The sequence below is a fragment of the Sphingobium sp. JS3065 genome, assembly GCF_026427355.1.
Taxonomy (GTDB): Bacteria; Pseudomonadota; Alphaproteobacteria; order Sphingomonadales; family Sphingomonadaceae; genus Sphingobium.
Map to the genome: position 1 here is coordinate 970404 of NZ_CP102664.1, position 25216 is coordinate 995619.

Below are 25216 nucleotides of genomic sequence, written 5' to 3' on the forward strand. Positions count from 1 at the left end.
TCTTACGCATCCTGGCTCGGCAATCGCTCGATCACGAGTGCAATGCCTTGTCCGCCGCCAATGCACATGGTCACAAGCCCGTAGCGGCCGCCAATACGCTCGAGCTCGTAAAGCGCCTTGATGGTGATGATGGCGCCGGTTGCCCCGACGGGATGCCCAAGTCCAATGCCGCTGCCATTGGGATTGACCTTCTCGGGCGGGAAATCGAGCAGTTTGGCGACCGCGCAAGCCTGCGCGGCAAAAGCCTCGTTCGCCTCGATCACGTCGATGTCGTCAAGCGATAGTCCGGCCCGCTTGAGGGCGATGGGCACGGCTTCGACGGGACCGAGCCCCATCACTTCGGGGGCAACACCGGCATGTCCCCAGCTTACAACCCTGGCGCGGGGTGTCAGGCCGTGTCTCTCGGCGGCGGCGGCGGAAGCCAGCACCAGAGCCGCGCCAGCGTCGTTGATGCCGCTGGCGTTGCCCGCCGTTACGGTCCCGCCATCCTTGCGGAAGATGGGCGTGAGTGCGCCGAGGCCTTCGCTGGAAACGTCGGTGCGCACATGCTCGTCGGCCTCGAACATAAAGGTGCCGCTACGGCCCTTGACCTCGACGGAAACGATCTGCTCGCGAAAACGGTCTTCCTGCTGTGCTCTTGCTGCCCGGCGATGGCTTTCGGCCGCCAGCGCGTCCTGCTCGGCCCGGGTGATGCCATGACGTTCGGCAACGTTCTCGGCAGTGACCCCCATGTGACCTGCACCGAACGGATCGCTCAGCGTCGCGTTCATCGCGTCGATCATCATTTCATCGCCCATCCTGCGCCCCCAGCGCAGGCCCTTGAGAACGTGTGGGGATTGGCTCATGCTCTCGACACCGCCAGCAACGGCGATGTCACACTCGGCCAATGCGATCATTTGGGCGGCGGAAATAATCGCCTGCACACTCGATCCGCAAAGGCGGTTCAGGGTGAGCGCCGGGGTCCGATCGGGAATCCCCGCCGCGATAGCGGCAATTCGCGAGACATATGCATCGCTGGGTTCGCTTTGAATGACCTGGCCAAGGACAACATGCTCGACATGGCCTGGTTCGATTCCGGCCCGCTTGATGGCTTCGGCAATGACGATGCGGCCAAGCTCCCACGGCGCGACGTCCTTAAGGCTGCCTCCAAAATCCCCGATAGCGGTGCGCACACCCGACAGGATCACGACGTCGTTCAAATTTCCTTCCTTTCGACAATATGTTCGCCCGAACCGCAGCAGGGTGCGCCGATCAGTGCGGCTGAGTTTTGGGCGCTTCGAGCAAGCTGACCGCGAGCGACTGGGCGCTGGCGAAGTCCGCGGCATAGAAAAGCTTGTCCGAACCAGCTTCCAGGTGAACGCGCGCAAGCATCGACTTCGGTTGCGGCTGCACGCCGGACAACACGACCGTTGCGCCGGCGACGCGCGCTTGTTCGATGAACTGTTCGAGCGCCTGGACGCCGCTTGCATCGAGCAGGGGAACGAGCCGCATGCGCAGGATGATGACTTTGGGCGACTGACCGACGCGGCGCAGCGTATCGAGCAGTTCGCCTGCTACGCCGAAGAAGAACGGGCCGGTGATCCGGAACACCTCGACACCCTCCGGCAACGCGTCGCGCTGGTGAACGTCTTCGGAATCGAGATCGATGTCCTGCCGGCCGCTGCTGTCGACCTCGACAGCCTCGCTCATGCGGGCCATGAAGAGGAGCGAGGCCAGAGTTACGCCGACGCCGATTGCGACGGTGAGATCCACCAGTACCGTCAGGCCGAATGTCAGTAGCAGCACGGCCCGGTCGCTGTTGGGCATGTGCAGCAAGGCAATGAACCGCTCATATTCACTCATGCCCCAGGCGACCATGAACAGGATCGCGGCAAGCGCGGCCATGGGTACGAATGCCATCAGGTCCGTGGCGAACAGGATGAACAGAAGAAGGAACACGGCATGCATGATTCCGGCAACCGGGGTTCTGGCCCCGGAGCGGATATTGGTGGCGGTACGCGCAATCGCGCCCGTCGCGGGTAGCCCACCGAACAGGGCGGATCCGATATTGGCGACGCCCTGGCCGATCAATTCCTGGTTGGAGCGATGCCGCGTTCCGGCCATGCCATCGGCGACGACGGCCGACAGCAGGGCTTCGATGCCGGCGAGAAATGCAATGGTGAATGCCGAAGGCATCACCGCATTGATCTTGGCGAAGGTGAATTCCGGCAGGGACGGCATCGGCAGGCCGGAAGGAATGTCCGGGAAGCGGGAGCCGATAGTGTCGACCGGGAGCTTGAGCAGAGCGACGGCGAGGGAACTTACCACGACCGCGATCAGGAACCCGGGCAGTCTGGGCGCGAGTTTGCGCAGCACGATGATGGTCGCAAGTGCTCCGACCCCGACGCCTAGAGTTGCCCAACTGGTGCTCGGCAGAGCGGCGAGATAGGACTGCCATTTGGGCAGGAACTCAGCCGGGACCTCGGTCATCGAGAGCCCGAGGAAGTCCTTCACCTGACTCGAGGCAATGATAACGGCGATCCCCGCGGTGAATCCGGTGACGACCGGATGGGGGATGAATTTGATCATCTGCCCGAGGCGAAACGCACCGGCGGCAATGAGGATGATGCCTGCCAGGAGCGTCGCGATCAGCAGCCCATCATAGCCGTGCTGGGCGATAACATTGAAAATGACGACGACAAAGGCGCCCGTGGGTCCGCCGACCTGGACCCGCGATCCGCCGAGCGCGGAAATCAGGAACCCCGCCACCACGGCCGTGACAAGCCCCTTGTCGGGAGAAGCGCCGCTGGCGATGCCCAGGGCCATGGCAAGAGGCAGCGCGACGATCGCGACCGTCAGGCCCGCTATGGCGTCGGCGCGGAAGGTCTGAGCGGTGTACCCTTCGCGCAAGGTCGTGATGAGCTTGGGCGTATAGGCTTTCGCGCTCACCTGACCGGTTCCTCCGCCTTGTCATAGAGAAGCGACTGCCCCTGGCCGCCGGACTTTCCCGCGGTCGTTTCGCGCAGACGCACACCGCGGCCCACGCCCGTGCTGGGCGCATTCTCGCCCAGCAGTTCGATGCCTGCGCCTTCCAGCGCGGTGATCACCTTGACCAGCGTGTCGACCACACCGCGCACTTGGCCATCGGATGATTCCATGCGCTGGATGGTCGGCAGGGAGAGGCCGGCCAGCGCGGCGAGCTGGCGTTGATCAAGTCCGAGGAGGGCGCGCGCGGCGCGCATTTGCTGCGACGTGATCATGTTGGCTCCATGATGTTTAATACATCAAATATCACTCTTAACAAATTAGGAGGGAGTTGTATATGTGCATTGTACCGGATAATCGATCACACGCGCTTTGTCGGGGTGAGGTATTTCCGCGTCTGAGAAAGCCGATGGTCTTGAGGGCTGCGACCTTCGAGCCTCCAGATCGGAGATGAGCAAATGATCGTGGAGAAAAAGCACCGCCGCAAAGGTGCAGGTCGACAGGCGCCGCCATCGGATGCCCCGGCGGCGGCGAGTCCGGTGTCGCAACCCGATCGTCTTCGGCGCCCGAAGCTCAGGCTGAAACTTCCCGTCGGAACAGGTTCGGGCGACGCCCGATCCGCCTGCTTCCTTCCAACCCGATCCGAAAGGCCACACAGCAAAATCACGCAGATCCCCGCAGCTTTGGACATCACGGTCAAATCCGGTGGGACGCTTCACGAAAATCTCGATACGCCCGAACTCGTCGAGATCGCCTTGCGGCGCGGTGAAGGCCGCCTGTCCGAGCATGGCGCCTTCGTGGTTGAAACCGGAAAACATACCGGCCGTTCGGCCCAGGACAAATTCATCGTCCGTGATGAGGTCACCAGGGATGATGTCTGGTGGGGGGCTTCCAACAAGCCGATGTCGGAAGAAGCCTTCGCCAATCTGCGCGAGGATTTCCTCAAGCATCTTGCCGCACTCGACGACGTCTTCGTCCAGGATCTGTTCGGCGGCTCGCAGCCGGAATTCCGTGTCGGAGTCCGGGTCGTCACGGAACTGGCCTGGCACTCGCATTTCGTGCGCACCATGCTGGTTAGGCCGACGGCGGATGAACTCACGCATTTCACGGCGGATTACACCATCATCGACTTGCCCGGCTTCCGCGCCGATCCCGAACGCCATGGCTGCCGGTCGGAAACCATCATCGCGATCGATTTCACCCACCGGCTGATCCTGATCGGCGGCACCGGCTATGCCGGCGAGATGAAGAAGGCGGTGTTCTCGGTGCTGAACTATGTGCTGCCGCAAAAGGGCGTCATGCCGATGCATTGTTCGGCGAACATCGGTCCCGATGGCGACACCGCGATCTTCTTCGGCCTCTCGGGCACCGGCAAGACCACTTTGTCCGCTGATGTTTCGCGCACGCTGATCGGCGACGACGAGCATGGCTGGTCGGACAGCGCCGTCTTCAATTTCGAAGGCGGCTGCTACGCCAAGATGATCCGTCTCTCGGCCGAGGCGGAGCCTGAAATCCATGCGACCACCCGCCGCTTCGGTACGATCCTCGAGAATGTCGTCATGGATCCGGAAACCCGCGCACTCGACCTCGACGACGCCTCGCTCGCCGAGAACAGCAGGGGCGCCTATCCGATCCACTTCATCCCCAATGCCTCCGCCGAGAACATGGGGCCGGTGCCGAAGAACATCATCATGCTGACGGCCGATGCCTTCGGCGTGCTCCCGCCCATCGCGAAGCTAACGCCCGAACAGGCGATGTATCATTTCCTGTCCGGCTACACAGCCAAGGTCGCGGGCACCGAACTCGGTGTCACCGAACCCGAAGCGACGTTCTCGACCTGCTTTGGCGCGCCGTTCATGCCGCGGCATCCCAGCGTCTACGGCAATCTGCTTCGCAAGCGTATCGCCGCGGGGAATGTCGATTGCTGGCTGGTCAACACCGGCTGGACCGGCGGCCAATATGGAACGGGATCGCGGATGCCGATCAAGGTGACGCGCGCACTGCTCAATGCTGCGCTTTCCGGGACTCTCGAAGGCGCACAGTTCCGCACCGATCCCAACTTCGGCTTCGTGGTCCCCGTTGCTGTAGAGGGTGTGGATTCGAGTATTCTCGACCCGCGTTCCACCTGGGCTGATGGGGCCGCCTATGACGGCACGGCGCGTTCCCTGGTCGACCGCTTCAAGCGCAACTTCACGCAGTTTGTCGCTCATGTCGACGAAAGCATCCGCGCGGCGGCCCCTCCCGGATGGTTCGATGCCTGACCTCATCCGGTTCCCCTTTGACAAGTTTCACGAAAAGCCAGAATCCATGCCCGCTCATGAACAGGGATCGGTAACCGGCAAGCTTGTCTTGCCGGTCACAGGTTGGGCCGCGATCCTGCGCGGGTTGCGCGGGCGATGCCCCCGGTGCGGCGAGGCGCGCCTGTTCATGCGGTTCCTGAAACCGATCCCTCATTGCCCGCAATGCGGCCAGGACTGGACGCATCAGCAAGCTGATGATTTCCCGGCCTATGTCTCGATCTTCGTGACGGGGCATCTGATGGCGCCGCTCATTATCGCCGTGACCAGTCGCGCGGAAATGTCCGTGCCGATGTTGATGGCGATCCTGCTTCCGTTGGCGTTGCTCCTGATGGTCGGGCTGCTTCAGCCCGCCAAGGGAGCCATCATTGCCTTGCAGTGGTGGTTCGGCATGCATGGGTTTCGCAGGGAACGCCCGGGAGCAATTCCGGACGACGCCGATACATGATCTTCAGCTTCGGCCGTGGCCAGTCTCGAGATTGACCAGGGTATGAGGCTGTCGGGCCGATGCGCGACTTCTCAAATTCAACTTTTTGCCGGAGAACTTTGTCTTGCCTCAGAGCAAAGTCCTGACGCGTTACGTGAACGCCATTTCAACGGGTCAGCTGCGCCCTGACGACGCCCAGCGGCAGGTCGCTCTGCGTTTCGGCAAGGCGGTTGCGGAATTGGAAGCACAGGCGCGCCGTCAGGGCCTCCTGTCGCGTTTCGTCAGGCGCAAACCCGATCCCGTGCGGGGAGTCTATCTCTGGGGAGGGGTCGGCCGCGGCAAATCGATGCTGATGGATCTCTTCTTCGACTGCGTCGAGATCGCCGGGAAACGGCGCGTCCACTTCCACGAGTTCATGCAGGAGGTGCATGACCGGCTACGCTCCGAACGCGCCAAGGAGACCGGCGATCCGATATTGCCGGTCGCCGATGCCATCGCGGCCGAAGCGCGGCTGATCGCCTTCGACGAAATGATCGTAACCAATTCGGCTGACGCGATGATCCTGTCGAGGCTGTTTACCCGGATCATCGGACATGGCGTTACCGTGGTCGCTACATCCAACCGGCCGCCTCAGGACCTCTACAAGAACGGCCTCAACCGCGAACATTTTCTGCCATTCATCGCGCTCCTCAAGGATCGGCTCGATGTGCTCACCCTGGATGGGCCGACTGACTATCGCATGCAGCGCCTTGGAGGGTTCCAGACCTGGCACGTGCCCAATGGCGATGCGGCGACGGAAGCCCTGAGCCGGGCGTTCTTCCGGTTGACCGATTTTCCGGTCGAGGACCGGGAGCATGTTCCCTCCGAAACACTGGCAATCAAGGGCGGACGAGAACTGTTCGTGCCCAAGTCGCTGAAAGGCGTGGCCGTCTTCTCATTCAAGCGGCTATGCGGCGAACCGCGCGGCATTCCCGATTATCTTGCATTGGCCTACCGCTATCACACCGTGATCCTGGTCGGGATCCCCGTTCTCGACGCAAACCGGAAATCGGAAGCGGCGCGATTCAAGACACTGATCGACGCCTTCTATGAAAATGGCGTCAAGCTGCTGGCTTCCGCCGATCGCGAACCCGACGCGCTGTATTGCGCGGCAGACGACGCCTTCGAGTTCGAGCGGACGATCTCGCGCCTCAACGAAATGGGATCGCAGGACTATCTCGCCCGCGGTCATGGAGTGAGCGACGAGGTCGCGCTCGCCGAGGTTCAGCGTCCATCGAGAACACAAAGGCTTATGGAATGATTCCGAAACCGGATCTCAAGCCGGCAGTCCGAAACAGCGATGTCTATCTGAACAGACGTGATGTGTGCCTCGCCGAGGCGAAGGAAATGTACGAGAAAGCGCAGCTGTTCGAGGAACGCCAAAGGCGCTGACGCCGACAGGTCATGCCTCGCGCCCTCTGTCGATGCCATCCACCGTCGATTACGGATCCCAAAAGCAGCCTGTGCCTGAGTGATCGCGATTGAGGGAGGCCGTCACGAACGGCGATCGCGTTCCCGCTCCAGGCATTGCCTGAAAGCTGGAAGGTGGCGCTCGCGCGAGGCGGCCTGCAGGTTTTCCATCACCTGGCGCGCCGCGGGGTCGTCGACCATCGGGATCAGCCGGTCGTAAAGCGCGATATTCTCGATCTCGCCCTGGACCGCGCTTTCGCAAGCCTGCGCGAGAGAAGCTGGTGCCGCCACTTTCCCCGTCCATGGATCGGGCGGTACGTCGATGCCCAGCCGGGCAAGCTGGCGCTCAAGTGCGGCGGCATGGCGCTGTTCGGCCTCTATGATGTTGGAAAAGGGCCGGACAGGGCCGAACTTTTCGATCACGGCGGCATAGGTCGCCTCCGCCTTCCGCTCGTCTTCGAGCGCATCGAGGAGGATGTTTGCCAGCTTTGACGTAGCCAAGGTCTCGTCCTTTCAATGGCGGCAGTTCGCTAACGGCCCCGGCCTCGCAGAGATTGCGCGGCCGGGGCCAGTCGTTGAGCGTGTCTTACTCTTCGAGCAGGGCGCGCAGCATCCATGCGGCCTGCTCATGCACGCCGATCCGTTGGGTGAGCAGGTCCGCGGTCGGCTCGTCGCTCGCCTTCTCGACCAGAGGGAACAGCGTGCGCGCCGTGCGGGCGGCCGCTTCATGCCCCTTGGCGAGGATGTCGACCATGTCGAGCGCCTTCGGCGGCACTTCCGGCGCGTCGGGCAGGGAACTGAGTTTGGCGAACTGCGCGTAGGAACCGGGTGCGGGCTGTCCGAGCGAGCGGATGCGTTCGGCGATCGGGTCGATCGCGTTCCACAACTCGGTATATTGCGTCATGAACATGGCATGGAGGCTGTTGAACATCGGCCCGGTCACGTTCCAGTGAAAGTTGTGCGAGGTCAGATAGAGAGTGTAGGTGTCCGCCAGGAGGCGGCTCAGGCCTTCGCAAATCGCAACCCGATCTTCCTCGCCGATTCCAATATTCACTTGTCTGGTCATGGTCTTCTCCTTGATCGAAACTCTACTTCAGATCGCGTAGTCCCGCGAGCAGGGCGGCCCGCGAGATTTCACCGACATGGAGCGCACGGATCACGCCTTTGCTGTCGACGAACAGCGTCGCGGGAAGCCCGGCCGAGCCGGTCGCGGCAGCTATGCGCAGGTCGCGGTCGAGATGGACGTGCGCCGCTTCAAGGCGCTTGCTGTCCAGCCACGCACGTACGTTGTCTGCATCCTCGCCCTGATTGACAAGCAGGATCGGCACGGCCGAGTGTGCCGCTTCTACGACCATCATCGGCATTTCACGCTGGCACGGCGGGCACCAGGTTGCCCAGAGATTGACGACGAACGGCTTGCCCCGGCGATCGTCGAGCAGGCTCGTTCCGCTGTCCAGCGACTGGAGAACGATTCCTTGCGGTAGAGGTCGCTGCGCCGAGGCAAGGGCCGCTGCCGTGGCGCCGGATGTGACCGCGACGCAGCCCGCGAAGACGAGTGTCAAAGGTGCTAGGGCGCGAGATCGCCGTAGTGACACGCCCAGCACGATTGCGGCAGTCACCAGACCGGGGAGCGGCGAGAAACCTCCTTGCCAGACATAGAGGATGGTTGCGGGTTCGATGGCGAAGGCATGCCAGTTCTGCGCCACAAAACCCGCGCGAGCTGCAACGAGGCCAGCGAGCAATGCCCGCCACGCGGCCGTATCGCAATCCACGCCGCGACGGCGGCCTATCCAGTTCGCCGCCGCCAGGAAGGCGATGATCCCGAGAATCGCGAACAGCCGTTCCAACGCGAGCGCGAGAGGGCCGATGGCAATCATGATCCGTCGCGGTCAGGCCGCAATGTCCTCATCGGGATCGGCGTGGAATTCATGCCACATGCCGTTGAGGATACCGAACCCGACGGCGAGGCCCACGCCCAGAATCCAACTGAAATACCACATGGAAAGTCGTCCTTTCAGTAATAGTCGGGGTTGGTGTCGACATCGCGCAGCGTGATGCGGCCGAACAGGACCTTGTAGACCCAGGCGGTGTAGAGCAGGATGATCGGCAGGAAGATCACCGTCACGGCCAGCATGATGAACAAAGTCACATGGCTGGACGAGGCGTTCCAGACCGTCAGGCTCGAGGCCGGGTCGATCGAACTGGGCAGGATGAACGGGAACATCGAGAGGCCCACGGTCGCGATGATGCCGATCGCGCCGATCGATGAGCCGCCAAAGGCCAGAACCTCGCGGCCCTTGCGGATGCCGATCCACGCCAGCAGCGGCCCCGCGAAGCCGAGGATCGGGGCGATCAGCATCCAGGGATGGGCGCCATAATTGTTGAGCCAGGCCCCCGGCGCCGCGACCGTTCCCGACAGCAGCGGATTGGACGGGCCGAGCGGATCGGCCGCATGGGTCAGGCGGAAGCCCATGCCCATTTTCGCGACCATGACCCCGCCCAGCGCGAACAGCAGGATCGACGCGACCGCCGCGACCTTGCCGAAGGCGCGCGCGCGGTCATGCACGACGCCGCGTTCGATCTTGATCGCAAGCCAGCTCGCGCCGTGCAGCACGATCATGGCGACCGAGAGCAGCCCGGCGACCAGCGAGAACGGATGGAACAGGCCGAGCAGGCTGCCCTCGTAGAAGGAGCGCAGATCGCTATCGAGCCGGAAGGGGATGCCGGTCAGGACATTGCCGACCGCGACGCCGAACACCAGCGCAGGCACGAACCCGCCGACGAACAGCGCCCAATCCCAGCGCGAGCGCCATGTGGCATCGGGCTTCTTCGAGCGGTATTTGAAGCCCACGGGCCGCAGGATGAGCGCGGCGAGGACGAGGAACATGGCCAGATAGAAGCCCGAGAAGCTGACCGCATAGACGAACGGCCAGGCCGCGAAGATCGCGCCGCCGCCGAGGATGAACCAGACCTGGTTGCCTTCCCAGGTCGCGCCGATCGAGTTGATGACGAGACGCCGTTCGGCGTCGGTCTTCGCGACGAAGGGCAGCAGCGCGGCGGTGCCGAGGTCGAAGCCGTCGGTGAGAGTGAAGCCGATCAGGAGGACGCCCATCAGCAGCCACCAGATCAGCCGGAGCGTTTCATAGTCGATGGGAGGTGCCATGACCTGTTCTCCTTATTCGGCAGGGATGGGCGCGTAGCCGCTGTGGGTTTCGGGGGATGGCGCCGGAGGCCGATGCTGGTCCGGTCCCTTGCGGATTGCCGCCAGCATCAGCCGCACTTCGATGACGGCGAGCGCGCCATAGATCACCGTGAACCCGATGATCGTCGTCCAGAGCTGCGCGACGGTCAGGCTCGAGGCGGCAAGGAACGTCGGCAGAACGCCATCGATCGCCCAGGGCTGGCGGCCGATCTCGGCCAGGATCCAGCCAAATTCGATGGCGATCCACGGCAGCGGGATGACCCAGACCGCCGCGCGCAGGAAGGTGCGGCAGAAGCGGCTGTCGCAGTTCAGCTTGCGGATCGAAGCCATCCAGAAGGCGGCGCCGAAGAAGGCGATGAAGAAGAAGCCGAGGCCGGCCATCACCCGGAACACCCAGAACATCACCGGGACATTGGGCACGGTCGACCATGCGGCCTTTTCGATGTCCTGGGGCGTGGCTTGCCGCGGATCGGCGACGAAGCGTTTCAGCAGCAGGGCATAGCCAAGATCGGCCTTGGCTTCCTCGAATGCCTCGCGCGCGACCATGTCCTTCTGGTCCACCTTCAGCTTTTCCACCGCATCATAGGCCTTGATGCCGTTCTCGATGCGGTCCTGCGCCCTGGCGACCAGTTCGAAGATGCCGGAGACTTCGCCCGTCAGGCTGCGCGTGGAGATGAGACCGAGCACATAGGGGATCTTGACCTCGAAATAGGTCTCGCGGTCGGCGACGCTGGGAAAGCCGACAACGGCAATGCCCGCGGGCGCGGGCTCAGTGTGCCACATGGCCTCGAGCGCGGCGAGCTTCATCTTCTGGTTATCGGTCAGCGCGTAGCCGCTTTCGTCGCCGAGCACGACGACCGACAGCGACGAGGCAAGGCCGAAGGCGGCGGCGACCGTGAAGCTGCGCCGCGCGACCGCGACCCACTTGCCCTTGAGCAGATACCAGGCCGAGACGCCCAGCACGAAAACGGAGGCGCAGACATAGCCCGCGCTCACCGTATGGACGAACTTCGCCTGCGCGACCGGATTGAACAGCACCGCCATGAAGTCGGAGACTTCCATCCGCATCGTTTCGGGATTGAAGCGCGATCCCACCGGATTCTGCATCCAGCCATTGGCGACGAGGATCCACAGCGCCGATAGGTTCGAGCCGAGAGCCACCATGAAGGTGGTGAGCAGATGCCCGACCCTGGACAGCTTGTCCCATCCGAAGAACATGAGGCCCACGAACGTCGCTTCGAGGAAGAAGGCCATCAGCCCTTCGATGGCGAGCGGCGCGCCGAAGATGTCGCCGACATAATGCGAATAGTAGGACCAGTTGGTGCCGAACTGGAATTCCATGGTAATGCCGGTAGCGACGCCCAGCACGAAGTTGATACCGAACAGCTTGCCCCAGAAGCGCGTGACGGTGCGCCAGATCTCACGGCCCGTCATCACATAGATGCTCTCCATGATGACGAGGATGAAGGAGAGGCCGAGCGTCAGGGGGACGAACAGGAAATGGTAGAGAGCCGTCAGGGCGAATTGGAGGCGTGAAAGCTCGATCACAGCCATGTCCATGGCAAGACTCCTTGCGTTCCGGCCCGGCTTCCATGGGTGTCCTGAGTCGGTTGAAAAGATTATGATTATTCGTTACTCGTAATTGAGTATATGAGCAACCCGTTAGATAGACAGGCTGCGGCCCTTTTCTGGATCGGCGACAGCGGCGCGGCGATCCTCATGGCGGCGGCGCTGGCCGGAGCCGTGGCATCAATGGAGCAAGGGGCGGGGCAGGGCCATCTTGCGCTTGCCGCGGGCGGACTGATAGCCGCCGCCCTGCTTCGCGCCGGGATGCAGATCGGTGCGACCAACGCCGGCGAAGCGGCTGCTATGCGCGTCAAGACGAACTGGCGCCAGCGGGTGTATCCAGGCATTCTCGTCGCCGCGCCGGGGGATCGCCGGATGCTGGGCGAGGCGGTCGCCGATGCCGTCGACCGGATCGAGGACCTGGGCGGCTTCCATGCCCGCTTCCTGCCGCTGCGCCGCGCCGCGGTCCTGTCCCCGCTCATAATCGCGATTGCTGCCGTATTTGGGAGCTGGGTCGCCGGCGTGATCATGCTCGCGACGCTGATTCCCTTTGCCATGGGCATGGCGCTCGCAGGAACGGCGGCCGCGCGGGCCGCCGCGCGCCAGCTCGATGCGCTGAGTCGCCTGTCGGGCCTGTTCGTCGACCGGGTGCGCGCGCTCCCGGTGATCGTCGCCTTCGCCGCGCAGGACCGTATCGGCCGCCACCTTGCCGACGCTACCCGCGAGGTCGCCGCGCGCACGATCGATGTGCTCAAGGTCGCCTTCGTGTCGAGCGCGATCATCGAGTTCTTCGCGGCGCTGTCGGTGGCGCTGGTCGCGCTCTATTGCGGCTTCAACCTGCTCGGCATCCTGCCCTTTCCGGCTCCCGAAAAGCTGACCCTGGGCCAAGCCCTGTTTGTTCTTGTCCTCGCGCCGGAATTCTATCTTCCCATGCGCCGCCTTGCCGCCGCCTATCACGACAAGCAGGTCGGGGAGGCTGCGGTGGAACGCCTTGAAGCGCTCGCGCCCGCTTCTCCGCCCGCGCCGAAACCCGCGATCGAAGGGCCGCCAGCGCTGCGCTTTGACGGCGTGGTGATCGACTATGGCGAGACGGCCATCGGTCCCTTCACGCTGGATATCCCGGCGGGCACCAGCCTTGCCCTGCGCGGAAGCACCGGGGTCGGCAAATCGAGCCTGCTCCATGCGCTGCTGGGGCTGGCCCCCATTGGTGGGGGACGGATTCTGGTTGACGGCCGGGATGCGGCCGAGGTTGCGCTTCCCGGCCATGTCGGCTGGGCGGGCCAGACGGTTGCGTTCGTCCCGGGCACGCTGGCCGACAATATCCGTCTTGCGCGTCCCGATGCCGACGATGCGGCAGTCGAAGCCGTGGCCCATCTGGCAGGCCTTGGGCCGATGATCGAAGCGCGCGGACAGGGATTGGCCTTGCCGCTCGATCATCGCGGGTCGGGCCTGTCCGGTGGGGAACGCCGGCGCGTCGGCATCGCGCGCGTGTTGCTCAAGGACGCGCCGCTCTGGCTGCTCGACGAACCGACCGCGGATCTCGACGCGGGATCGGCGGCCGACATCGCCGGGATACTGGCGTCCGCCGCAAAGGGCCGCACGGTCCTGATAGTGACGCACAGCGCCGAGCTGGCCGCGATCGCCACCAAAGAAATGGTGCTTTCATGAGCCGCGCGGATATGGACCTGCTGCTCGCTGAAGCTATCGGCCCCGAACGCCGCGCCTTCCGAATCGCGGGCTTGCTTGCCTCCGCTGCGACAATCGCCGCGGTCCTGCTGCTGGGCCTGTCTGGATGGTTCATCACCGGCGCGGCACTGGCCGGGCTGGGCGGCGTGTTGGCCGCGCAGGGTTTCAACTACCTGGTGCCGAGCGCGATGATCAGGCTGCTCGCGATCGTAAGGACGACGGCGCGTTACGGCGAACGGCTCTATGGCCACCGCGCGGCCTTGATGGCGCTCGCCGCGGTTCGCGCGCGCCTGTTCGACCGCATCCTGTCGGTGCGCGACGTGCGGGCCGTATCGGCGGGCGATGCCGTGACGCGGCTCGTGCAGGACATCGGCGCGCTGGAGGACAATCTGGTCCGTAAGCCGGCATTGCCCGCCGCGTTCGCCGGCGCTGCCATCGGCCTTGCCCTTGCGTGGCTGGCCAGCCCCTGGACGAGCCTTGCCTTGCTGGCGTTGCTTGCCGGTCTTGTCCTCTGGGCGCATCTGGCGACCCCCCGCCTGCTGGCGAGCGCCGCGACCGATATGGCGGAGGCGCTGGCGCGGCTCAAGGCGAGCATGGTGGACTATGCCGCCGCTTCGCCCGAAATCCTTGCCTACGATCTCGCTCCGGCGATCGGGCGAAGCCTCGCGGTCGAGACGGCCGAGTTGGACAGCGCGCGACCTCGGTTCGCGCGCGGCGAAGCGATCATCGATGCGGGCCTCGTGTTGGGTGGGGGCATCGCCATGGGCGCGATGCTGATCTTCTCCCATGCCTCCCTGCCGGTGACGGTCCTTGCCGTGCTGGCGGCGGCGGGCGCGATCGAAGCGCTTTCCGGCTATGTGCGCGGGGTGTCGCGCGGCGCGCTGGTCGCGGCCGCCCTCTCGCGATTGGAGGGCATGGCGGGTCAACCGTCTGCGCCTGTCCGAAAGGCGACGGCATCCATGGCGCCCGCGCGGACCATTGCCTTTGACCGGGACGGCATGAATATCCGGATCATGGCGGGCGAGCGCTTGGGGATTTCAGGCAAATCCGGCAGCGGCAAGACCAGCCTTCTGGAAACGCTCGCTGGTATTCGGCCCGCTGGCGAGCATTGCGGCATTGCTCTTGATGACCAGCTTCTTGCTTCCCTGCCGTCCGAGGACGTGCGAGCGGCATTCGCGCTCTCGCCCCAGGATGCCCAGCTCCTGTCGGGAACCATCCGCGACAATTTGCGTGTGGCGCGCCCCGGCCTCAGCGACGAACGGCTTTGGGCGGCGCTGGAAGTCGCCTGCCTCGCTGTCGATATTCGCGCGATGCCGCATGGGCTTGACCAATGGGTCGGCGACGGCGGAGCGCGGTTGTCGGGCGGCCAGCGCAAGCGGTTGTCGATCGCCCGCGCCTTGCTTGCCGGCAGGCCGTGGCTGCTGCTCGACGAGCCGAGCGAGGGGTTGGACATGGCGACGGAGGCGCGGCTTGCGGGCCACCTCGACGCGTGGCTTCGCGAGACAGGGACCGGAGTCGTGGTGGTGAGTCATCGACCGATTTTCTTGAGTCTCGTCGGCAAGGGTCGAACAATCAACTTGAAGGATCGCCGCTAATATAGGGATATCTGTAGCTGGCCTGGGGGCGGATCGATTTGGCGCGCGTAATCAAATCCATTCAATCCACGTCGCGCATAAGGAGGAGCCTATCTGCCGCGTTCATACTACCGTTCCCGATCGATTACCTTGCCGTGGAGTGATCATTTGATATCGCTTGATATGGAACTGCTTCGTTCGCTTGCTGCGGCGCTCGCGGTAGGCGTGCTGATCGGTATCGAGCGAGGCTGGCGGCAGCGCGAGGCAGCGGATGGCAGCCGGGTCAGCGGTTTGCGCACCTTTGGCCTGCTCGGTCTTGCCGGCGGCCTTGCCAGCCATATGCCCGAAAGCCTTGCGGCGGTAATCGGGCTGGCGGTCACTGCCAGCCTGGTTCTTGGATATCGCAGCGAACAAGCCCGCACGGCCAGCCTGTCCATCACCAATACGTTGGTCGGCATTATCACCTTCGCCTTGGGATATATGGCCGGGCAGGGCCTGGTGAGCGAGACGCTGGCCGTCGCGGCGGTAACCACCTTGATCCTGACGCTCAGGCAGCAATCCCACGCCATGCTCAAAGGGATGAGCCACAAGGAGGTCGAATCGATCGCCACGTTCGCGATCGTCGCGTTGGTCATCCTGCCGCTGCTGCCGGATGCGAGCTACGGCCCCTTTGAGGCCTGGAACCCGCGGCAAATCTGGATGGTCGTCGTCGTCGTGCTCGGACTCTCCTTCGCCGGCTATGTCGCCAGTCGTCGGCTCGGCGCGGACAAGGGGGTCATGATAACCGCTTTGTTCGGGGCATTGGTATCGTCCACGGCGGTCACTGTTGCCTATGCCCGGCGTTTGCGCGCCAATGATGGTCCGCAAGGCCCCTTGATTGCTGGTATTGCGCTCGCCTCGCTCGTGATGTTCGCGCGCGTCCAGATACTCTCTTTTACCCTCATCCCCTACGCCAGCACATCGCTCGCGCTTGCAATGGTTCCGGCTTTCGTCGTCGGCGGTCTGACAACCCTTCTGGCGCTACGCTCCAAGGTGGATGGTGATGGCGCCAGCGAGGTGAAGCTGGGCAATCCGCTGGATTTCGGGCCGGCGCTTCTGCTGGCGGGCGCGGTTGCGTTGATTGCTGTCCCGGCACGTTGGGCGCTCGCGCGGTTCGGCGATCAGGGCATTGTCGTTGTGCTTGGCCTTACGGGCATGTGGGATGTGGACGCAGCCGTACTCACGCTCGCGGGGCTGCCTGAGGATATGCTGAAACCCGACACGGCCGGACTGGTGCTTGCGGTGCCCGTGCTCGCCAACACGATGTGGAAGGCTGTACTCACGCTGGTACTGGCAGGGCCATCAAAGCAAGGCTGGAAGGCGTCCGGCCCACTCTTCGCATCAGTTCTGGCATCTGCTGCCGGTATCGCCGCGCTCATGGTGTTTCGCTAGGAGCGATGAGCGGGCAGCTCGTGACTGGTTCGAAGCTGGTTCAGGTCCATTCCTGAGCGGGGATGCGCGCTTTCGTTGCTGGCCGTGAATTTGTGGCGACGCAGAGCCATGGCCGGCTATTGTCGTAAGGGCCGAACGCGCGGCATCCGGCCCTTGGGCAGATCAGGCGGCCTGCGACAGGGCTTCGGCGATCTGATCCTTGATCGCGAGGCGGCGCTTGCGAAGTTCGGTCTCGTGATCTTGCGAGGTCGGTTCGATATTGGTTTCAGCCACGTGGATTTCGTCATTCACGACATCATAATCGAGAAGAAGCTGCGCGAAGCGAGAGTCCGAAGCCTTCAAGGCGTGAATCTTGTCCATCTGACCGGGGAATTCCTCGCTCAGGGTGTGGGGGGTATTCGACATAATTACTCCTTTGATGAAACTATGATATATAGCGAATTCGCGGGTGGCCGCACCCGTTTATGTCTGGGGCTGGTCACTTTGTTTTCGCCGATCAGCTCGATCGGCTCTTACGATGCTCGCGATAGGCCTGATAGGAATGCAGAATCTCGGCCATGCGGGCGAGTGCCTCGCGCCGGCCCGACGCGCTCTCGATATTCTGCAGTTCTTTTTTCAGATGGGTCGAAAAATCCGCATAGTCATTCTGCCAATCGCGGCCGACAGCCTCCTGTAGTTCCGGCTTTCCGGTCTTCAGGCGCTTGGACGGGGCGCGTGACGGCAGTGAATAGGTTTCCCCGATCTTCGGCGTGACAATCGATGCCGCGGCATCGTCCGCCTGCATCAGGCGGCGGAACGTCTCGATCGAGCCCTCTTCGCCGTGTCCCAGGAACAGGCTGCCATCGATCGGCTTCCGCGCCCTTATCCAGCGCTGCAGATCCTTCTGGTCGGCATGCGCCGAATAAGTGTCGATCCGCCGGATCTGCGCGCGCACCGCGACGTCCTGCCCCCAGATGCGCACGCGGTTCGCGCCATCGAGGATTGTCCGGCCAAGGGTGCCTGCGGCCTGGAAACCGACGAACAGGATCGTCGATTCACGGCGGCCGAGATTGTACCGCAGATGGTGACGGATGCGTCCCGCTTCGCACATGCCGGATGCCGCCATGATGATGGCTCCGGACATGTCGTTGAGCCGCATCGATTCCATCGTGCTGGCAGTGTAGTGGAACGAGGGGTGACGGAAGATTTCACCCGAGCCCATGTCTTCGAGTTCCCCGGCATGTTTGGCGAACACCTCTGTCGCGCGGGTCGCAAGTGGCGAATCGATGAACACCTGCGGATGCGCCAGGCGTCCGGTGTTGATCAGGGTCGCGATATCGAGGAGCAATTCCTGGGTGCGTTCGAGCGCGAAAACGGGAATGACGAGGTTGCCGCCGCGCGTAAGCGCTGCATTGATCTCGGCTTCCAGCAAAGTCCGGCGCTGCTCGATCGTCACGTCCTCGCGGACGCGGTCGCCATAGGTGCTCTCGCAGAACACATGATCGAGTCCTGCCGGACCCTCGGGATCGGCATGAAAGGCCTTGTGGTCTGGACCCAGGTCGCCGGAGAAGAGCAAGTGCACGCCACCGACCTCGATCTCCACGGATGTGGAACCCAGGATATGGCCCGCATTCCACAAGCGCGCCCGAAAACCGGCGGCAGGTGCGAACCAGTCGTGCAGCGCTACTGTCTCGACCTGTTCATAGGCCGCTTTGGAATCCGCTTCGGTATAGATCGGTTCGATCGGCTCCTCGTCCCGGCGATCCTGCCGTCGATTGCGGCGCTCCGCATCGCCCTCCTGAATTCGTCCGGCGTCGGGCAGCATGTAATACAGAAGGTCGCGGGTTTGCGGTGTCGCGAAGATCGGCCCGCGATACCCTTCCGCCGTGAGCCTGGGCAGCAGGCCGCTATGGTCGATATGCGCGTGCGTCAGGACAACGGCGTCGATCTTGCGCACGTCGAACGCGAAGGGGTCGCGATTGAGTGTTTCCAGCGTCCGGGATCCCTGGAACAAGCCGCAATCTATGAGGATCGTCTTTCCGCCATGGCGTAGTTCCATGCAGGAACCAGTGACTGTGCCGGCAGCGCCGTGGAAGGTTATGGTGGGTACGCTACTCATCGGTCCTCTCATTCTCTCGCCGGCGGTCCAATAGGCTGGTTATGCGCGGGTCGCAGGCCAATCATCTGTAAACTCGCCGATCTTCGTCTGTCCTTACGTATGGTTCCGAATTTGATCGGTGAAGCCCGGATCGATAGTGGCGCTGAGATTGATTCCATGGAGTTCTTGCAAGGACGTGGGCGACGTCCGCGAACTGGTTGAGCTCAAGCAGGGAAAATGGAGGACGATGCCGCCCTCGAAGGCCAGACCTCGCTTCTTGACCGCGAAATTGCTCCCATGAGCCGGGCGCTGGAGCGGATCAGGCGAGGCGCTTACGGCGAATGCTTGCAGTTATGGTATTCCACAAGCCTCGAAATGCTCTCTAACGTTGCAGCGATGATGTTCAGAACTTTCTTGGAAGACATCGTCCAGGACAATATCGTCACAAAATCTTGGCGAAGGTAGCGACCGATCCCTGGGGAAAAGGTCGCTTTGTTTTCGCGGCAGTGTCTCCTCTATTTATCGGAGTTCCCGCTAGAGCGCATAGCAATTTCGCTGTTCCCTCCATATTGGCCGATACGATGCTATAGAAAACGAGTTTCGCATCGCGGCGCGTCTGAACCAGTTCCGCCTTGCGCAAAATTGCGAGTTGTTGGGACAGGCCCGGTTGACCGATGCCGGTGAGGGCTTCGAGTTCGCCTACAGACTTCTCGCCATGTTCGAGGAGCGTCCGCAGGAGCTTCAGGCGGACGTCATGGGCGATCGCCTTGAGGACGCTGGCAGCCTCTTCAAGCTGCGTATCGGTGAAAGTCATCACTTGCCTGTCTTCCCATGCTTGTCGGGCTGCGTGCGGTGGAACCAGCAGCCATCGCCCGCCGCATCGAGCGCACCGTGCTGGTCCTGATAGGGCGGAAGAAGCACGTCATCGCCGGGATGCCAGCCTTCGGGGGTCACTATGTTGTCGTTGTCGACCCGTTGCAGCGCGGTCAGGACTCGAAGCAGCTCCTCCACCGATCGCCCGATGGTGGCTGGATAGCAGAGCTTGGCGCGGACAATGCCTTCGGGGTCGATGAAGAAGGTCGAGCGCAGCGTGGCCGCGTCGGGGGCGTTGTCCGCGAGCATTCCATAGGCGCGGCCGATCACCATCGAGGGATCTTCGACGATCGGGAAAGCGATGGTCACGCCGAAATGCTCGCGGATCGCCCTGATCCATCCGAGATGGGAATAGAGGCTGTCGACCGACACCGCGACCAGGTCGCAGCCGAGCGCCTTGAACCGATCGCTGGCGCGCGAGAGGGCGACGAATTCACTGGTGCAAACCGGCGTAAAATCGGCGGGATGAGAGAACAGCAGTACCCAGCGGCCGCGATGGCCGGACAGGGTCATGTCGCCCATCGTCGTGCGGGCGCGGAAATCAGGCGCGGGATCGCCGATCTGGATAGGGGAGCACACGGCATTGTCGTCTGCGTTCGAGTTCAACTTTCTCACTCCTGCAGAGAGGCAAGTCTTGAACCCTCTCCCTTACACGGTTACATCATGCGGGTAAACGATTAAGCGGTATTGGCGTTCCACAGGAGAGAAGCGCATGTCCGATGTCCCGCTGGTAGCCTGCCCGGTTTGCGCGAGCATCAACCGCGTTCCTGCAGCGAAGATCGGCGCGGCGCCAATTTGCGGGAAATGCGGAATGCCGCTTTTCCAGGGACAGCCGGTCGATGTCGACCAGGCGGCATTCGATCGGCATGTAGGTCGCGGAAGCCTGCCGGTTCTCGTCGATTTCTGGGCGAGTTGGTGCGGACCTTGCCGCGCCATGGCGCCGGCGTTCAAGGCGGCCGCTGCGGAGCTGGAGCCGCATGTCCGGCTCCTGAAGGTCGATACCGAAGCTGAGCAGGGTATTGCCGGGCGCTACCGCATTCAGTCGATTCCGACGCTGATCCTGTTCAGGGGTGGCCGCGAGGTCGCCCGACAGGCCGGGGCGATGGACCGTGCGCGACTCGTCGCCTGGACAAGGCAGGCGCTCGTCACCGCCTGATTCGGGGTGTGATGACCCCATACTTAGCATAAACGATGCTTTGACGTGTTCGCGCCTCTGGTCCCGTGCGCTGCGAATCCGGCCTAATTCGGCCGATTGCAGAAGTGATTGAAAAATCCGATCAAAGGAATTAGATTTATCGTGTTATCACGATTAATAGAAATGTGTATTCAATGTCTGTCACTCACTCAGTCATAGGAGACGATAAAATGACAGACCAGGTCACTCCCTCCATGCCGCGGATCAACGAACCGGCGCCTCCCTTCAAGGCCAAGACGACCCACGGCGAACGCTCGCTCGACGATTACAAGGGCAAGTGGCTCGTTCTCTTTTCCCACCCCGCCGACTTCACGCCGGTCTGCACGACCGAATTCATGGGCTTCGCCAAGGCCGCCGACCGCTTCAAGGCGCTCAACTGCGAGTTGCTGGGCCTCTCCATCGACTCGGTGCATTCGCACATCGCCTGGATGCGCAGCATCGAGGAGAAGTTCGGCGTCGAGATCCCGTTCCCGATTATCGACGATCTGTCGATGAACGTCGCCAAGGCCTTCGGCATGATCCATCCCGGTGCCTCGGACACCTCGGCCGTTCGCGCCACCTTCATCATCGACCCCGAAGGCATTGTCCGCGCGATGGTCTATTATCCGATGTCGAACGGCCGCTCGGTCGATGAATTCGTCCGCCTGCTCACCGCGCTCCAGACGTCCGACGCCAACAAGGTGGCGACGCCTGAAAACTGGCAGCCCGGCGAGCCGGTGATCGTGCCGCCGCCCGCGACGGCCGAAGCCGCCAGGGCCCGCAAGGACGAAGGCTACGACTACACCGATTGGTATTTCAGCAAGAAGACCCTCTGAGGCAGCTGGGCCGGCTTCGCGTCCCAAGTGCGAAGCCGGTACGCCGGGCCAGACAGGAAAGGACAAGGCCATGGCCGACCCGCAAATCCGTGAAGCCACCCGCATCGTCGAGGCCGCGAGCAATGCGCGGCCCGCCGTCATCCGCAGCTTCTTCGACGAGGACACGTTTACCGTGACCCACGTCATCTCAGATCCCGCCACGGCCAAGGCCGCGATCATCGATAGCGTGCTCGATTTCGATCCGGCTTCGGGGCGCACCTCCTTCGCGTCGGCCGACAAGGTGATCGACTATATCCGGAGCGAAGGGCTCGAGGTCGAATGGCTGCTGGAGACGCACGCCCATGCCGACCATCTGTCGGCCGCGCCCTATCTTCAGGAGAAGCTGGGCGGCACGCTGGCGATCGGTCGCCATATTCTCACCGTGCAGGAGGTCTTCGGCAAGATCTTCAACGAGGGAACGCGCTTTGCTCGCGACGGCTCGCAGTTCGACCGGCTGTTCGATGACGGCGACCGTTTCAGGGTCGGCTCGATCGAGGCGATCGCGCTGCATGTGCCGGGCCATACGCCCGCCGACATGACCTATGTGATCGGCGATGCGGCGTTCATCGGCGACACGCTGTTCATGCCCGACTACGGCACGGCCCGCGCCGACTTCCCGGGCGGCGATGCGCGCACGCTTTATCGGTCGATCCGCCGCCTGCTGTCGCTCCCCGATCAGACCGGCCTTCATCTTTGCCACGACTACAAGGCCCCCGGGCGCGACACCTATGCCTGGGAAACGTCGGTCGGCGAGGAGCGAGAGCATAATGTCCATGTTCGCGACGGGGTGAGCGAGGACCAGTTCGTCGCCATGCGCGAGGCGCGCGATGCGACGCTCGGGATGCCGCGCCTCATTCTGCCGTCCATCCAGGTCAACATGCGCGGCGGCCACCTGCCCGAGCCGGAAGACAATGGCATGCGCTACCTCAAGCTGCCGATAAACGCGCTGTAAGGCCATGGCACTCGAATCCATCCAATATCTGCTTGGTGCCGGATCGGGCTCGCTCGTCGGATTCACGCTGGGGCTGGTGGGCGGTGGGGGCTCAATCCTCGCCGTCCCGCTCATGGTCTATCTGGTCGGCGTCGCCTCGCCGCATGTCGCGATCGGCACCAGCGCGCTGGCGGTCGCCGCCAATGCCGGGGCCAATCTCGTTCCCCACGCGCGCCAGCGGACGATCAAATGGCGTTGCGCCGGCATGTTCGCCGCTGCTGGTGTCGCCGGCGCCTATGCCGGATCGACACTCGGTAAAGCGTTCGATGGACAGAAGCTGCTGTTCCTGTTCGCTCTGCTGATGGTCCTGGTTGGCGGGCTGATGCTAAAAAGCCGGGGCGATCCCGGCAATCCCGATGTCCAATGCCGGCGCGAGAATGCGCCCAAGGTGATCGGTTATGGGGCCGCCACTGGTCTCTTTTCCGGGTTCTTCGGCATCGGCGGGGGCTTCCTGATCGTGCCGGGACTGATGGCTTCGACCGGGATGCCGATGCGCAACGCCGTCGGATCGTCGCTGGTCGCCGTCACCGCTTTTGGTCTGACGGCCGCGCTCAACTATGCCCTTTCCGGCTTGGTTGATTGGGGGCTTGCTGCGGCGTTCATCGCCGGCGGCGTCATCGGCGGCCTTGTGGGCGCGGCGCTCTCTCGGCGGCTGTCGGCGCACAAGGGGGCGCTCAATACGATATTCGCACTGCTGATCTTTGCGGTTGCCGCCTACATGCTGTGGCAAAGTACCGCCGCGATCCTGGGCTGATTCTTGAAACGACGATGGGAGTACATCGATGAACGATGCTGGCGAGAACAGGGAAGGTTTGGCCGCGCACGATTGGGCCGGCCAGGCGGGCATGCGTTGGCTCGCCCAGCTCGACCGCTTCGAAAGCATGATCGAGCCGATCGGCAGGGCGTTGCTTGCCCAGGCCGCATACAACGCCGGCGAAACGGTGGTCGATGTCGGATGCGGCGGTGGCTGGACCACGCGGCAGATCGCCACGGCCGTCGGCAACACCGGATTTGCGCTCGGCCTCGACATCTCACCCGATCTGGTGGGGATGGCCAGGGAACGGGCACAGCGCGCGGGCCTTGCCAATATCCGCTTCGAGCAGGGCGATGCCGCGACGACGATGCTGGAGGAAGCGCCGTTCGATCGGCTGTTCTCGCGCTTCGGTTCGATGTTCTTCGCTGAGCCTTATCCCGCTTTCGCCAATCTGCGCCGGATGTTGCGCGATGGCGGGCGGCTCGACATCGCTGTCTGGGCGTCCATCGCTGACAATCCGTGGCAGCTTAGTGTCATGGGCATCATCAAGGAGCATATGGACCTGCCGACGCCGCAGTCGCGCGCGCCGGGACCATTCGCGCTCGGCGAGCAGGACTATGTGATCGACCTTCTCCAAAGCGCGGGTTTCTGCGAGGTCAGATTCGATGCCTGGACAGGTGAGCAGCGCGTGGGCGGCCCCGGCAGTGATCCCGAGAGCGCCGCTCGCTTCGTGCTTGAGGGGATGCAGATCGGCGATCTTGTTCGACAGAACGGGGCAGAGGTACGCAAGGCCATTCACCAGCATCTTGTCGAGCTGTTCGAGCGCCATTGCGATGAGAATGGCGTTCATGTGGGGGCGAAGGCCTGGCTGGTGAGCGCACGGGCCTGAGAGCATTCAAGAAAAGGGTGATAATATGGCGCGCAAGAAGCTATCGCTTCGGCTTCCGGGGAAAGGTTCATCCGATGGTGACGCTGCCAATTCCGAGGAAATAGCGGCGGCGCTCGCACTGATCGAGACGCATGGGCAACGTGCCGGACAGGCTCTTGTCGATGAGGCGCAGGCTGCCATCAAGGCTCGCGACGATCACCGTGTTTTGTTTCTGGAACGTGTGCGCGTCGCCCTATTGACGATCGAGCCATCCTCGTCCGCCATGCGGCCTCAATGAAAGCTGAATGGTATCGTAAAGACCAACTGCTCGCTTTCCACGCCCATAGGCGGTGTTGGAAAAGGAGCAGCATTGCGCACCGTGCGGAGCGCCAGGCGATCGAGCGCGGCATTCCCGCTGCTGCCGGCCAGCTCGACGGCAATCAGCGCGCCGTCAGCCCCGACGATGAAGCGGACCGTTGCGACCCCGTCGAGGTGGATCCCCGCGGGCTTGCGCGCGGCTATTCGCGCCCAGAGCTGGCGCTGATAGGCCGCAAGCGCGGACTGTTTCTTATCATCCTGGGCTTGCGGCGGCGCGACCTCGGGTTCCGGCGCGGGCGGTCTGCTTACCGGCGCGACAGCGAACGGAGAGGCGATTGCTGGAGCAGCGGGTATAGGCGACGAAGCTGGTCCGCCTCTTTCTCCCGTCGTAGCCAGCTCGGGCGGGTGCGCAGGGCGCCGCTCCGGCGATAGGCGGGCCTCGTCTGTCCGCGATCGCGACAACGTTGAAGGCGGTGGTGACGGTGGCGACGGGGTAAACAACCGGAAGCGGCTCACCTGCACAGGCTGCGTCATTCGCAGCCGTCCCGATAGATTGGCATTGAGCGCCACTAGCACCAGCAGGCAGCATGACGCGGCGGCAAGGCCCGCGCCCAGGCGCTGCGACCAGGCCGAGGGCTGGCCATAGCCTGCCCTCGGCTCCTCGTTCATGTCGTGCGAGTTCGGGAGCAT

General features: G+C 63.3%; 27 protein-coding genes. 13 read left to right on the plus strand and 14 right to left on the minus strand.

Annotation, left to right across the window (positions count from 1 at the left end; all coding sequences use genetic code 11):
* Nucleotides 1-2: 2 nt before the first annotated feature.
* Genes bktB through NUH86_RS04765 form a run of 3 tightly spaced genes read right to left on the minus strand, consistent with a single transcriptional unit; the run spans nt 3 to nt 3239 of the window.
* The gene (gene bktB / locus NUH86_RS04755; RefSeq protein WP_030090341.1) at nt 3-1199 is read right to left on the minus strand and encodes a beta-ketothiolase BktB; all 1197 of its coding nucleotides are present in this window, start codon (nt 1197-1199) and stop codon (nt 3-5) included.
* Nucleotides 1200-1251: 52 nt separating this feature from the next.
* Nucleotides 1252-2928, minus strand: a complete 1677-nt coding sequence (locus NUH86_RS04760; protein WP_037446394.1) for a SulP family inorganic anion transporter — start codon at nt 2926-2928, stop codon at nt 1252-1254.
* Nucleotides 2925-3239, minus strand: coding sequence for a helix-turn-helix domain-containing protein (locus tag NUH86_RS04765; RefSeq protein ID WP_030091389.1), 315 nt, complete (start codon nt 3237-3239; stop codon nt 2925-2927). The genes NUH86_RS04760 and NUH86_RS04765 overlap by 4 nt, the downstream gene beginning before the upstream one ends.
* A 183-nt stretch (nt 3240-3422) precedes the next feature.
* Between NUH86_RS04765 and NUH86_RS04770 the strand changes: the two genes are divergently transcribed.
* From NUH86_RS04770 to zapE, 3 genes are all read left to right on the plus strand, one after another.
* A complete protein-coding gene (locus NUH86_RS04770; protein ID WP_231746295.1) occupies nt 3423-5225 on the plus strand; it encodes a phosphoenolpyruvate carboxykinase in 1803 nt (600 codons plus the stop codon).
* Nucleotides 5226-5271: 46 nt separating this feature from the next.
* Nucleotides 5272-5709, plus strand: a complete 438-nt coding sequence (locus tag NUH86_RS04775; RefSeq protein WP_051743820.1) for a DUF983 domain-containing protein — start codon at nt 5272-5274, stop codon at nt 5707-5709.
* 133 nt (nt 5710-5842) lie between these two features.
* Entirely contained in the window at nt 5843-6988 is a 1146-nt protein-coding gene (gene zapE, locus NUH86_RS04780) for a cell division protein ZapE (protein WP_030538179.1), read from the plus strand.
* A 233-nt stretch (nt 6989-7221) separates the two neighbouring features.
* Here zapE and NUH86_RS04785 read toward each other — a convergent pair whose 3' ends face one another.
* From NUH86_RS04785 to NUH86_RS04810, 6 genes are all read right to left on the minus strand, one after another.
* The gene (locus NUH86_RS04785; protein ID WP_030091393.1) at nt 7222-7638 is read right to left on the minus strand and encodes a ferritin-like domain-containing protein; all 417 of its coding nucleotides are present in this window, start codon (nt 7636-7638) and stop codon (nt 7222-7224) included.
* 85 nt (nt 7639-7723) lie between these two features.
* The gene (locus NUH86_RS04790) at nt 7724-8203 is read right to left on the minus strand and encodes a Dps family protein (protein WP_021246237.1); all 480 of its coding nucleotides are present in this window, start codon (nt 8201-8203) and stop codon (nt 7724-7726) included.
* Nucleotides 8204-8225: 22 nt separating this feature from the next.
* Nucleotides 8226-9014 carry a TlpA disulfide reductase family protein gene (locus NUH86_RS04795; protein WP_030091394.1) on the minus strand — a complete coding sequence of 263 codons (789 nt, stop codon included), beginning with the start codon at nt 9012-9014 and terminating at the stop codon, nt 8226-8228.
* 12 nt (nt 9015-9026) lie between these two features.
* Complete coding sequence (cydX, locus tag NUH86_RS04800; protein WP_030091395.1) at nt 9027-9137, minus strand: cytochrome bd-I oxidase subunit CydX; 111 nt, start codon at nt 9135-9137, stop codon at nt 9027-9029.
* A gap of 14 nt (nt 9138-9151) precedes the next feature.
* The gene (gene cydB, locus NUH86_RS04805; protein WP_030091396.1) at nt 9152-10300 is read right to left on the minus strand and encodes a cytochrome d ubiquinol oxidase subunit II; all 1149 of its coding nucleotides are present in this window, start codon (nt 10298-10300) and stop codon (nt 9152-9154) included.
* Between the two features lie 12 nt (nt 10301-10312).
* Nucleotides 10313-11899 (minus strand): cytochrome ubiquinol oxidase subunit I, encoded by a 1587-nt coding sequence (locus NUH86_RS04810; RefSeq protein WP_030091397.1) that lies wholly within the window; start codon nt 11897-11899, stop codon nt 10313-10315.
* Nucleotides 11900-11989: 90 nt separating this feature from the next.
* Between NUH86_RS04810 and cydD the strand changes: the two genes are divergently transcribed.
* From cydD to NUH86_RS04825, 3 genes are all read left to right on the plus strand, one after another.
* Nucleotides 11990-13573: a thiol reductant ABC exporter subunit CydD gene (gene cydD, locus NUH86_RS04815; protein WP_030091398.1), complete on the plus strand. Its 1584-nt coding sequence runs from the start codon at nt 11990-11992 to the stop codon at nt 13571-13573.
* Complete coding sequence (locus tag NUH86_RS04820) at nt 13570-15186, plus strand: amino acid ABC transporter ATP-binding/permease protein (RefSeq protein WP_030091399.1); 1617 nt, start codon at nt 13570-13572, stop codon at nt 15184-15186. Before cydD ends, NUH86_RS04820 begins: the two co-directional genes overlap by 4 nt.
* Before the next feature lie 162 nt (nt 15187-15348).
* Nucleotides 15349-16596 carry an MgtC/SapB family protein gene (locus NUH86_RS04825; RefSeq protein WP_021246244.1) on the plus strand — a complete coding sequence of 416 codons (1248 nt, stop codon included), beginning with the start codon at nt 15349-15351 and terminating at the stop codon, nt 16594-16596.
* Nucleotides 16597-16758: 162 nt separating this feature from the next.
* Here NUH86_RS04825 and NUH86_RS04830 read toward each other — a convergent pair whose 3' ends face one another.
* Together NUH86_RS04830 and NUH86_RS04835 are read right to left on the minus strand one after the other, a co-directional pair.
* Nucleotides 16759-17001, minus strand: a complete 243-nt coding sequence (locus tag NUH86_RS04830) for a YdcH family protein (RefSeq protein WP_030091400.1) — start codon at nt 16999-17001, stop codon at nt 16759-16761.
* 91 nt (nt 17002-17092) lie between these two features.
* Nucleotides 17093-18694 carry an MBL fold metallo-hydrolase gene (locus NUH86_RS04835; RefSeq protein ID WP_030091401.1) on the minus strand — a complete coding sequence of 534 codons (1602 nt, stop codon included), beginning with the start codon at nt 18692-18694 and terminating at the stop codon, nt 17093-17095.
* A gap of 216 nt (nt 18695-18910) precedes the next feature.
* Between NUH86_RS04835 and NUH86_RS04840 the strand changes: the two genes are divergently transcribed.
* Nucleotides 18911-19138 (plus strand): hypothetical protein, encoded by a 228-nt coding sequence (locus tag NUH86_RS04840; protein ID WP_030091402.1) that lies wholly within the window; start codon nt 18911-18913, stop codon nt 19136-19138.
* Here the strand turns inward: NUH86_RS04840 and NUH86_RS04845 are convergent.
* Together NUH86_RS04845 and NUH86_RS04850 are read right to left on the minus strand one after the other, a co-directional pair.
* Nucleotides 19116-19490, minus strand: a complete 375-nt coding sequence (locus NUH86_RS04845; protein ID WP_030091403.1) for an ArsR/SmtB family transcription factor — start codon at nt 19488-19490, stop codon at nt 19116-19118. The two genes, NUH86_RS04840 and NUH86_RS04845, sit on opposite strands and share 23 nt — an antisense overlap.
* On the minus strand, nt 19487-20152 hold the full coding sequence (locus NUH86_RS04850; RefSeq protein WP_030091404.1) for a peroxiredoxin: 666 nt from the start codon (nt 20150-20152) through the stop codon (nt 19487-19489). Before NUH86_RS04850 ends, NUH86_RS04845 begins: the two co-directional genes overlap by 4 nt.
* A gap of 106 nt (nt 20153-20258) precedes the next feature.
* On the opposite strand from NUH86_RS04850, the gene trxC reads away from it, so the two are divergent.
* From trxC to NUH86_RS04880, 6 genes are all read left to right on the plus strand, one after another.
* Nucleotides 20259-20702 carry a thioredoxin TrxC gene (gene trxC / locus NUH86_RS04855; protein WP_021246250.1) on the plus strand — a complete coding sequence of 148 codons (444 nt, stop codon included), beginning with the start codon at nt 20259-20261 and terminating at the stop codon, nt 20700-20702.
* Nucleotides 20703-20911: 209 nt separating this feature from the next.
* Nucleotides 20912-21556 (plus strand): peroxiredoxin, encoded by a 645-nt coding sequence (locus NUH86_RS04860; protein ID WP_030091405.1) that lies wholly within the window; start codon nt 20912-20914, stop codon nt 21554-21556.
* Between the two features lie 70 nt (nt 21557-21626).
* A complete protein-coding gene (locus NUH86_RS04865; RefSeq protein ID WP_021246252.1) occupies nt 21627-22547 on the plus strand; it encodes an MBL fold metallo-hydrolase in 921 nt (306 codons plus the stop codon).
* Nucleotides 22548-22551: 4 nt separating this feature from the next.
* Complete coding sequence (locus tag NUH86_RS04870) at nt 22552-23340, plus strand: sulfite exporter TauE/SafE family protein (RefSeq protein ID WP_030091406.1); 789 nt, start codon at nt 22552-22554, stop codon at nt 23338-23340.
* Between the two features lie 28 nt (nt 23341-23368).
* The gene (locus NUH86_RS04875) at nt 23369-24229 is read left to right on the plus strand and encodes a class I SAM-dependent methyltransferase (protein ID WP_267251436.1); all 861 of its coding nucleotides are present in this window, start codon (nt 23369-23371) and stop codon (nt 24227-24229) included.
* A gap of 25 nt (nt 24230-24254) precedes the next feature.
* Nucleotides 24255-24506: a hypothetical protein gene (locus NUH86_RS04880; RefSeq protein ID WP_030538178.1), complete on the plus strand. Its 252-nt coding sequence runs from the start codon at nt 24255-24257 to the stop codon at nt 24504-24506.
* Here the strand turns inward: NUH86_RS04880 and NUH86_RS04885 are convergent.
* A complete protein-coding gene (locus NUH86_RS04885; protein ID WP_021690801.1) occupies nt 24500-25216 on the minus strand; it encodes an energy transducer TonB family protein in 717 nt (238 codons plus the stop codon). The genes NUH86_RS04880 and NUH86_RS04885 overlap by 7 nt on opposite strands.

Bases quoted from the DNA above. Each gene is read 5' to 3' on its own strand.
- NUH86_RS04885 (WP_021690801.1), bottom strand. From the start codon at position 25,216: ATGCTCCCGAACTCGCACGACATGAACGAGGAGCCGAGGGCAGGCTAT.
- NUH86_RS04825 (WP_021246244.1), top strand. From the start codon at position 15,349: ATGGAACTGCTTCGTTCGCTTGCTGCGGCGCTCGCGGTAGGCGTGCTG.
- NUH86_RS04810 (WP_030091397.1), bottom strand. From the start codon at position 11,899: ATGGACATGGCTGTGATCGAGCTTTCACGCCTCCAATTCGCCCTGACG.
- NUH86_RS04765 (WP_030091389.1), bottom strand. From the start codon at position 3,239: ATGATCACGTCGCAGCAAATGCGCGCCGCGCGCGCCCTCCTCGGACTT.
- NUH86_RS04790 (WP_021246237.1), bottom strand. From the start codon at position 8,203: ATGACCAGACAAGTGAATATTGGAATCGGCGAGGAAGATCGGGTTGCG.
- NUH86_RS04795 (WP_030091394.1), bottom strand. From the start codon at position 9,014: ATGATTGCCATCGGCCCTCTCGCGCTCGCGTTGGAACGGCTGTTCGCG.
- cydX (WP_030091395.1), bottom strand. From the start codon at position 9,137: ATGTGGTATTTCAGTTGGATTCTGGGCGTGGGCCTCGCCGTCGGGTTC.
- NUH86_RS04860 (WP_030091405.1), top strand. From the start codon at position 20,912: ATGACAGACCAGGTCACTCCCTCCATGCCGCGGATCAACGAACCGGCG.
- NUH86_RS04775 (WP_051743820.1), top strand. From the start codon at position 5,272: ATGCCCGCTCATGAACAGGGATCGGTAACCGGCAAGCTTGTCTTGCCG.
- NUH86_RS04880 (WP_030538178.1), top strand. From the start codon at position 24,255: ATGGCGCGCAAGAAGCTATCGCTTCGGCTTCCGGGGAAAGGTTCATCC.
- NUH86_RS04835 (WP_030091401.1), bottom strand. From the start codon at position 18,694: ATGAGTAGCGTACCCACCATAACCTTCCACGGCGCTGCCGGCACAGTC.
- NUH86_RS04830 (WP_030091400.1), bottom strand. From the start codon at position 17,001: ATGTCGAATACCCCCCACACCCTGAGCGAGGAATTCCCCGGTCAGATG.
- NUH86_RS04840 (WP_030091402.1), top strand. From the start codon at position 18,911: ATGGAGGACGATGCCGCCCTCGAAGGCCAGACCTCGCTTCTTGACCGC.
- NUH86_RS04820 (WP_030091399.1), top strand. From the start codon at position 13,570: ATGAGCCGCGCGGATATGGACCTGCTGCTCGCTGAAGCTATCGGCCCC.
- NUH86_RS04770 (WP_231746295.1), top strand. From the start codon at position 3,423: ATGATCGTGGAGAAAAAGCACCGCCGCAAAGGTGCAGGTCGACAGGCG.
- trxC (WP_021246250.1), top strand. From the start codon at position 20,259: ATGTCCGATGTCCCGCTGGTAGCCTGCCCGGTTTGCGCGAGCATCAAC.
- NUH86_RS04870 (WP_030091406.1), top strand. From the start codon at position 22,552: ATGGCACTCGAATCCATCCAATATCTGCTTGGTGCCGGATCGGGCTCG.
- NUH86_RS04875 (WP_267251436.1), top strand. From the start codon at position 23,369: ATGAACGATGCTGGCGAGAACAGGGAAGGTTTGGCCGCGCACGATTGG.
- cydB (WP_030091396.1), bottom strand. From the start codon at position 10,300: ATGGCACCTCCCATCGACTATGAAACGCTCCGGCTGATCTGGTGGCTG.
- NUH86_RS04865 (WP_021246252.1), top strand. From the start codon at position 21,627: ATGGCCGACCCGCAAATCCGTGAAGCCACCCGCATCGTCGAGGCCGCG.
- cydD (WP_030091398.1), top strand. From the start codon at position 11,990: ATGAGCAACCCGTTAGATAGACAGGCTGCGGCCCTTTTCTGGATCGGC.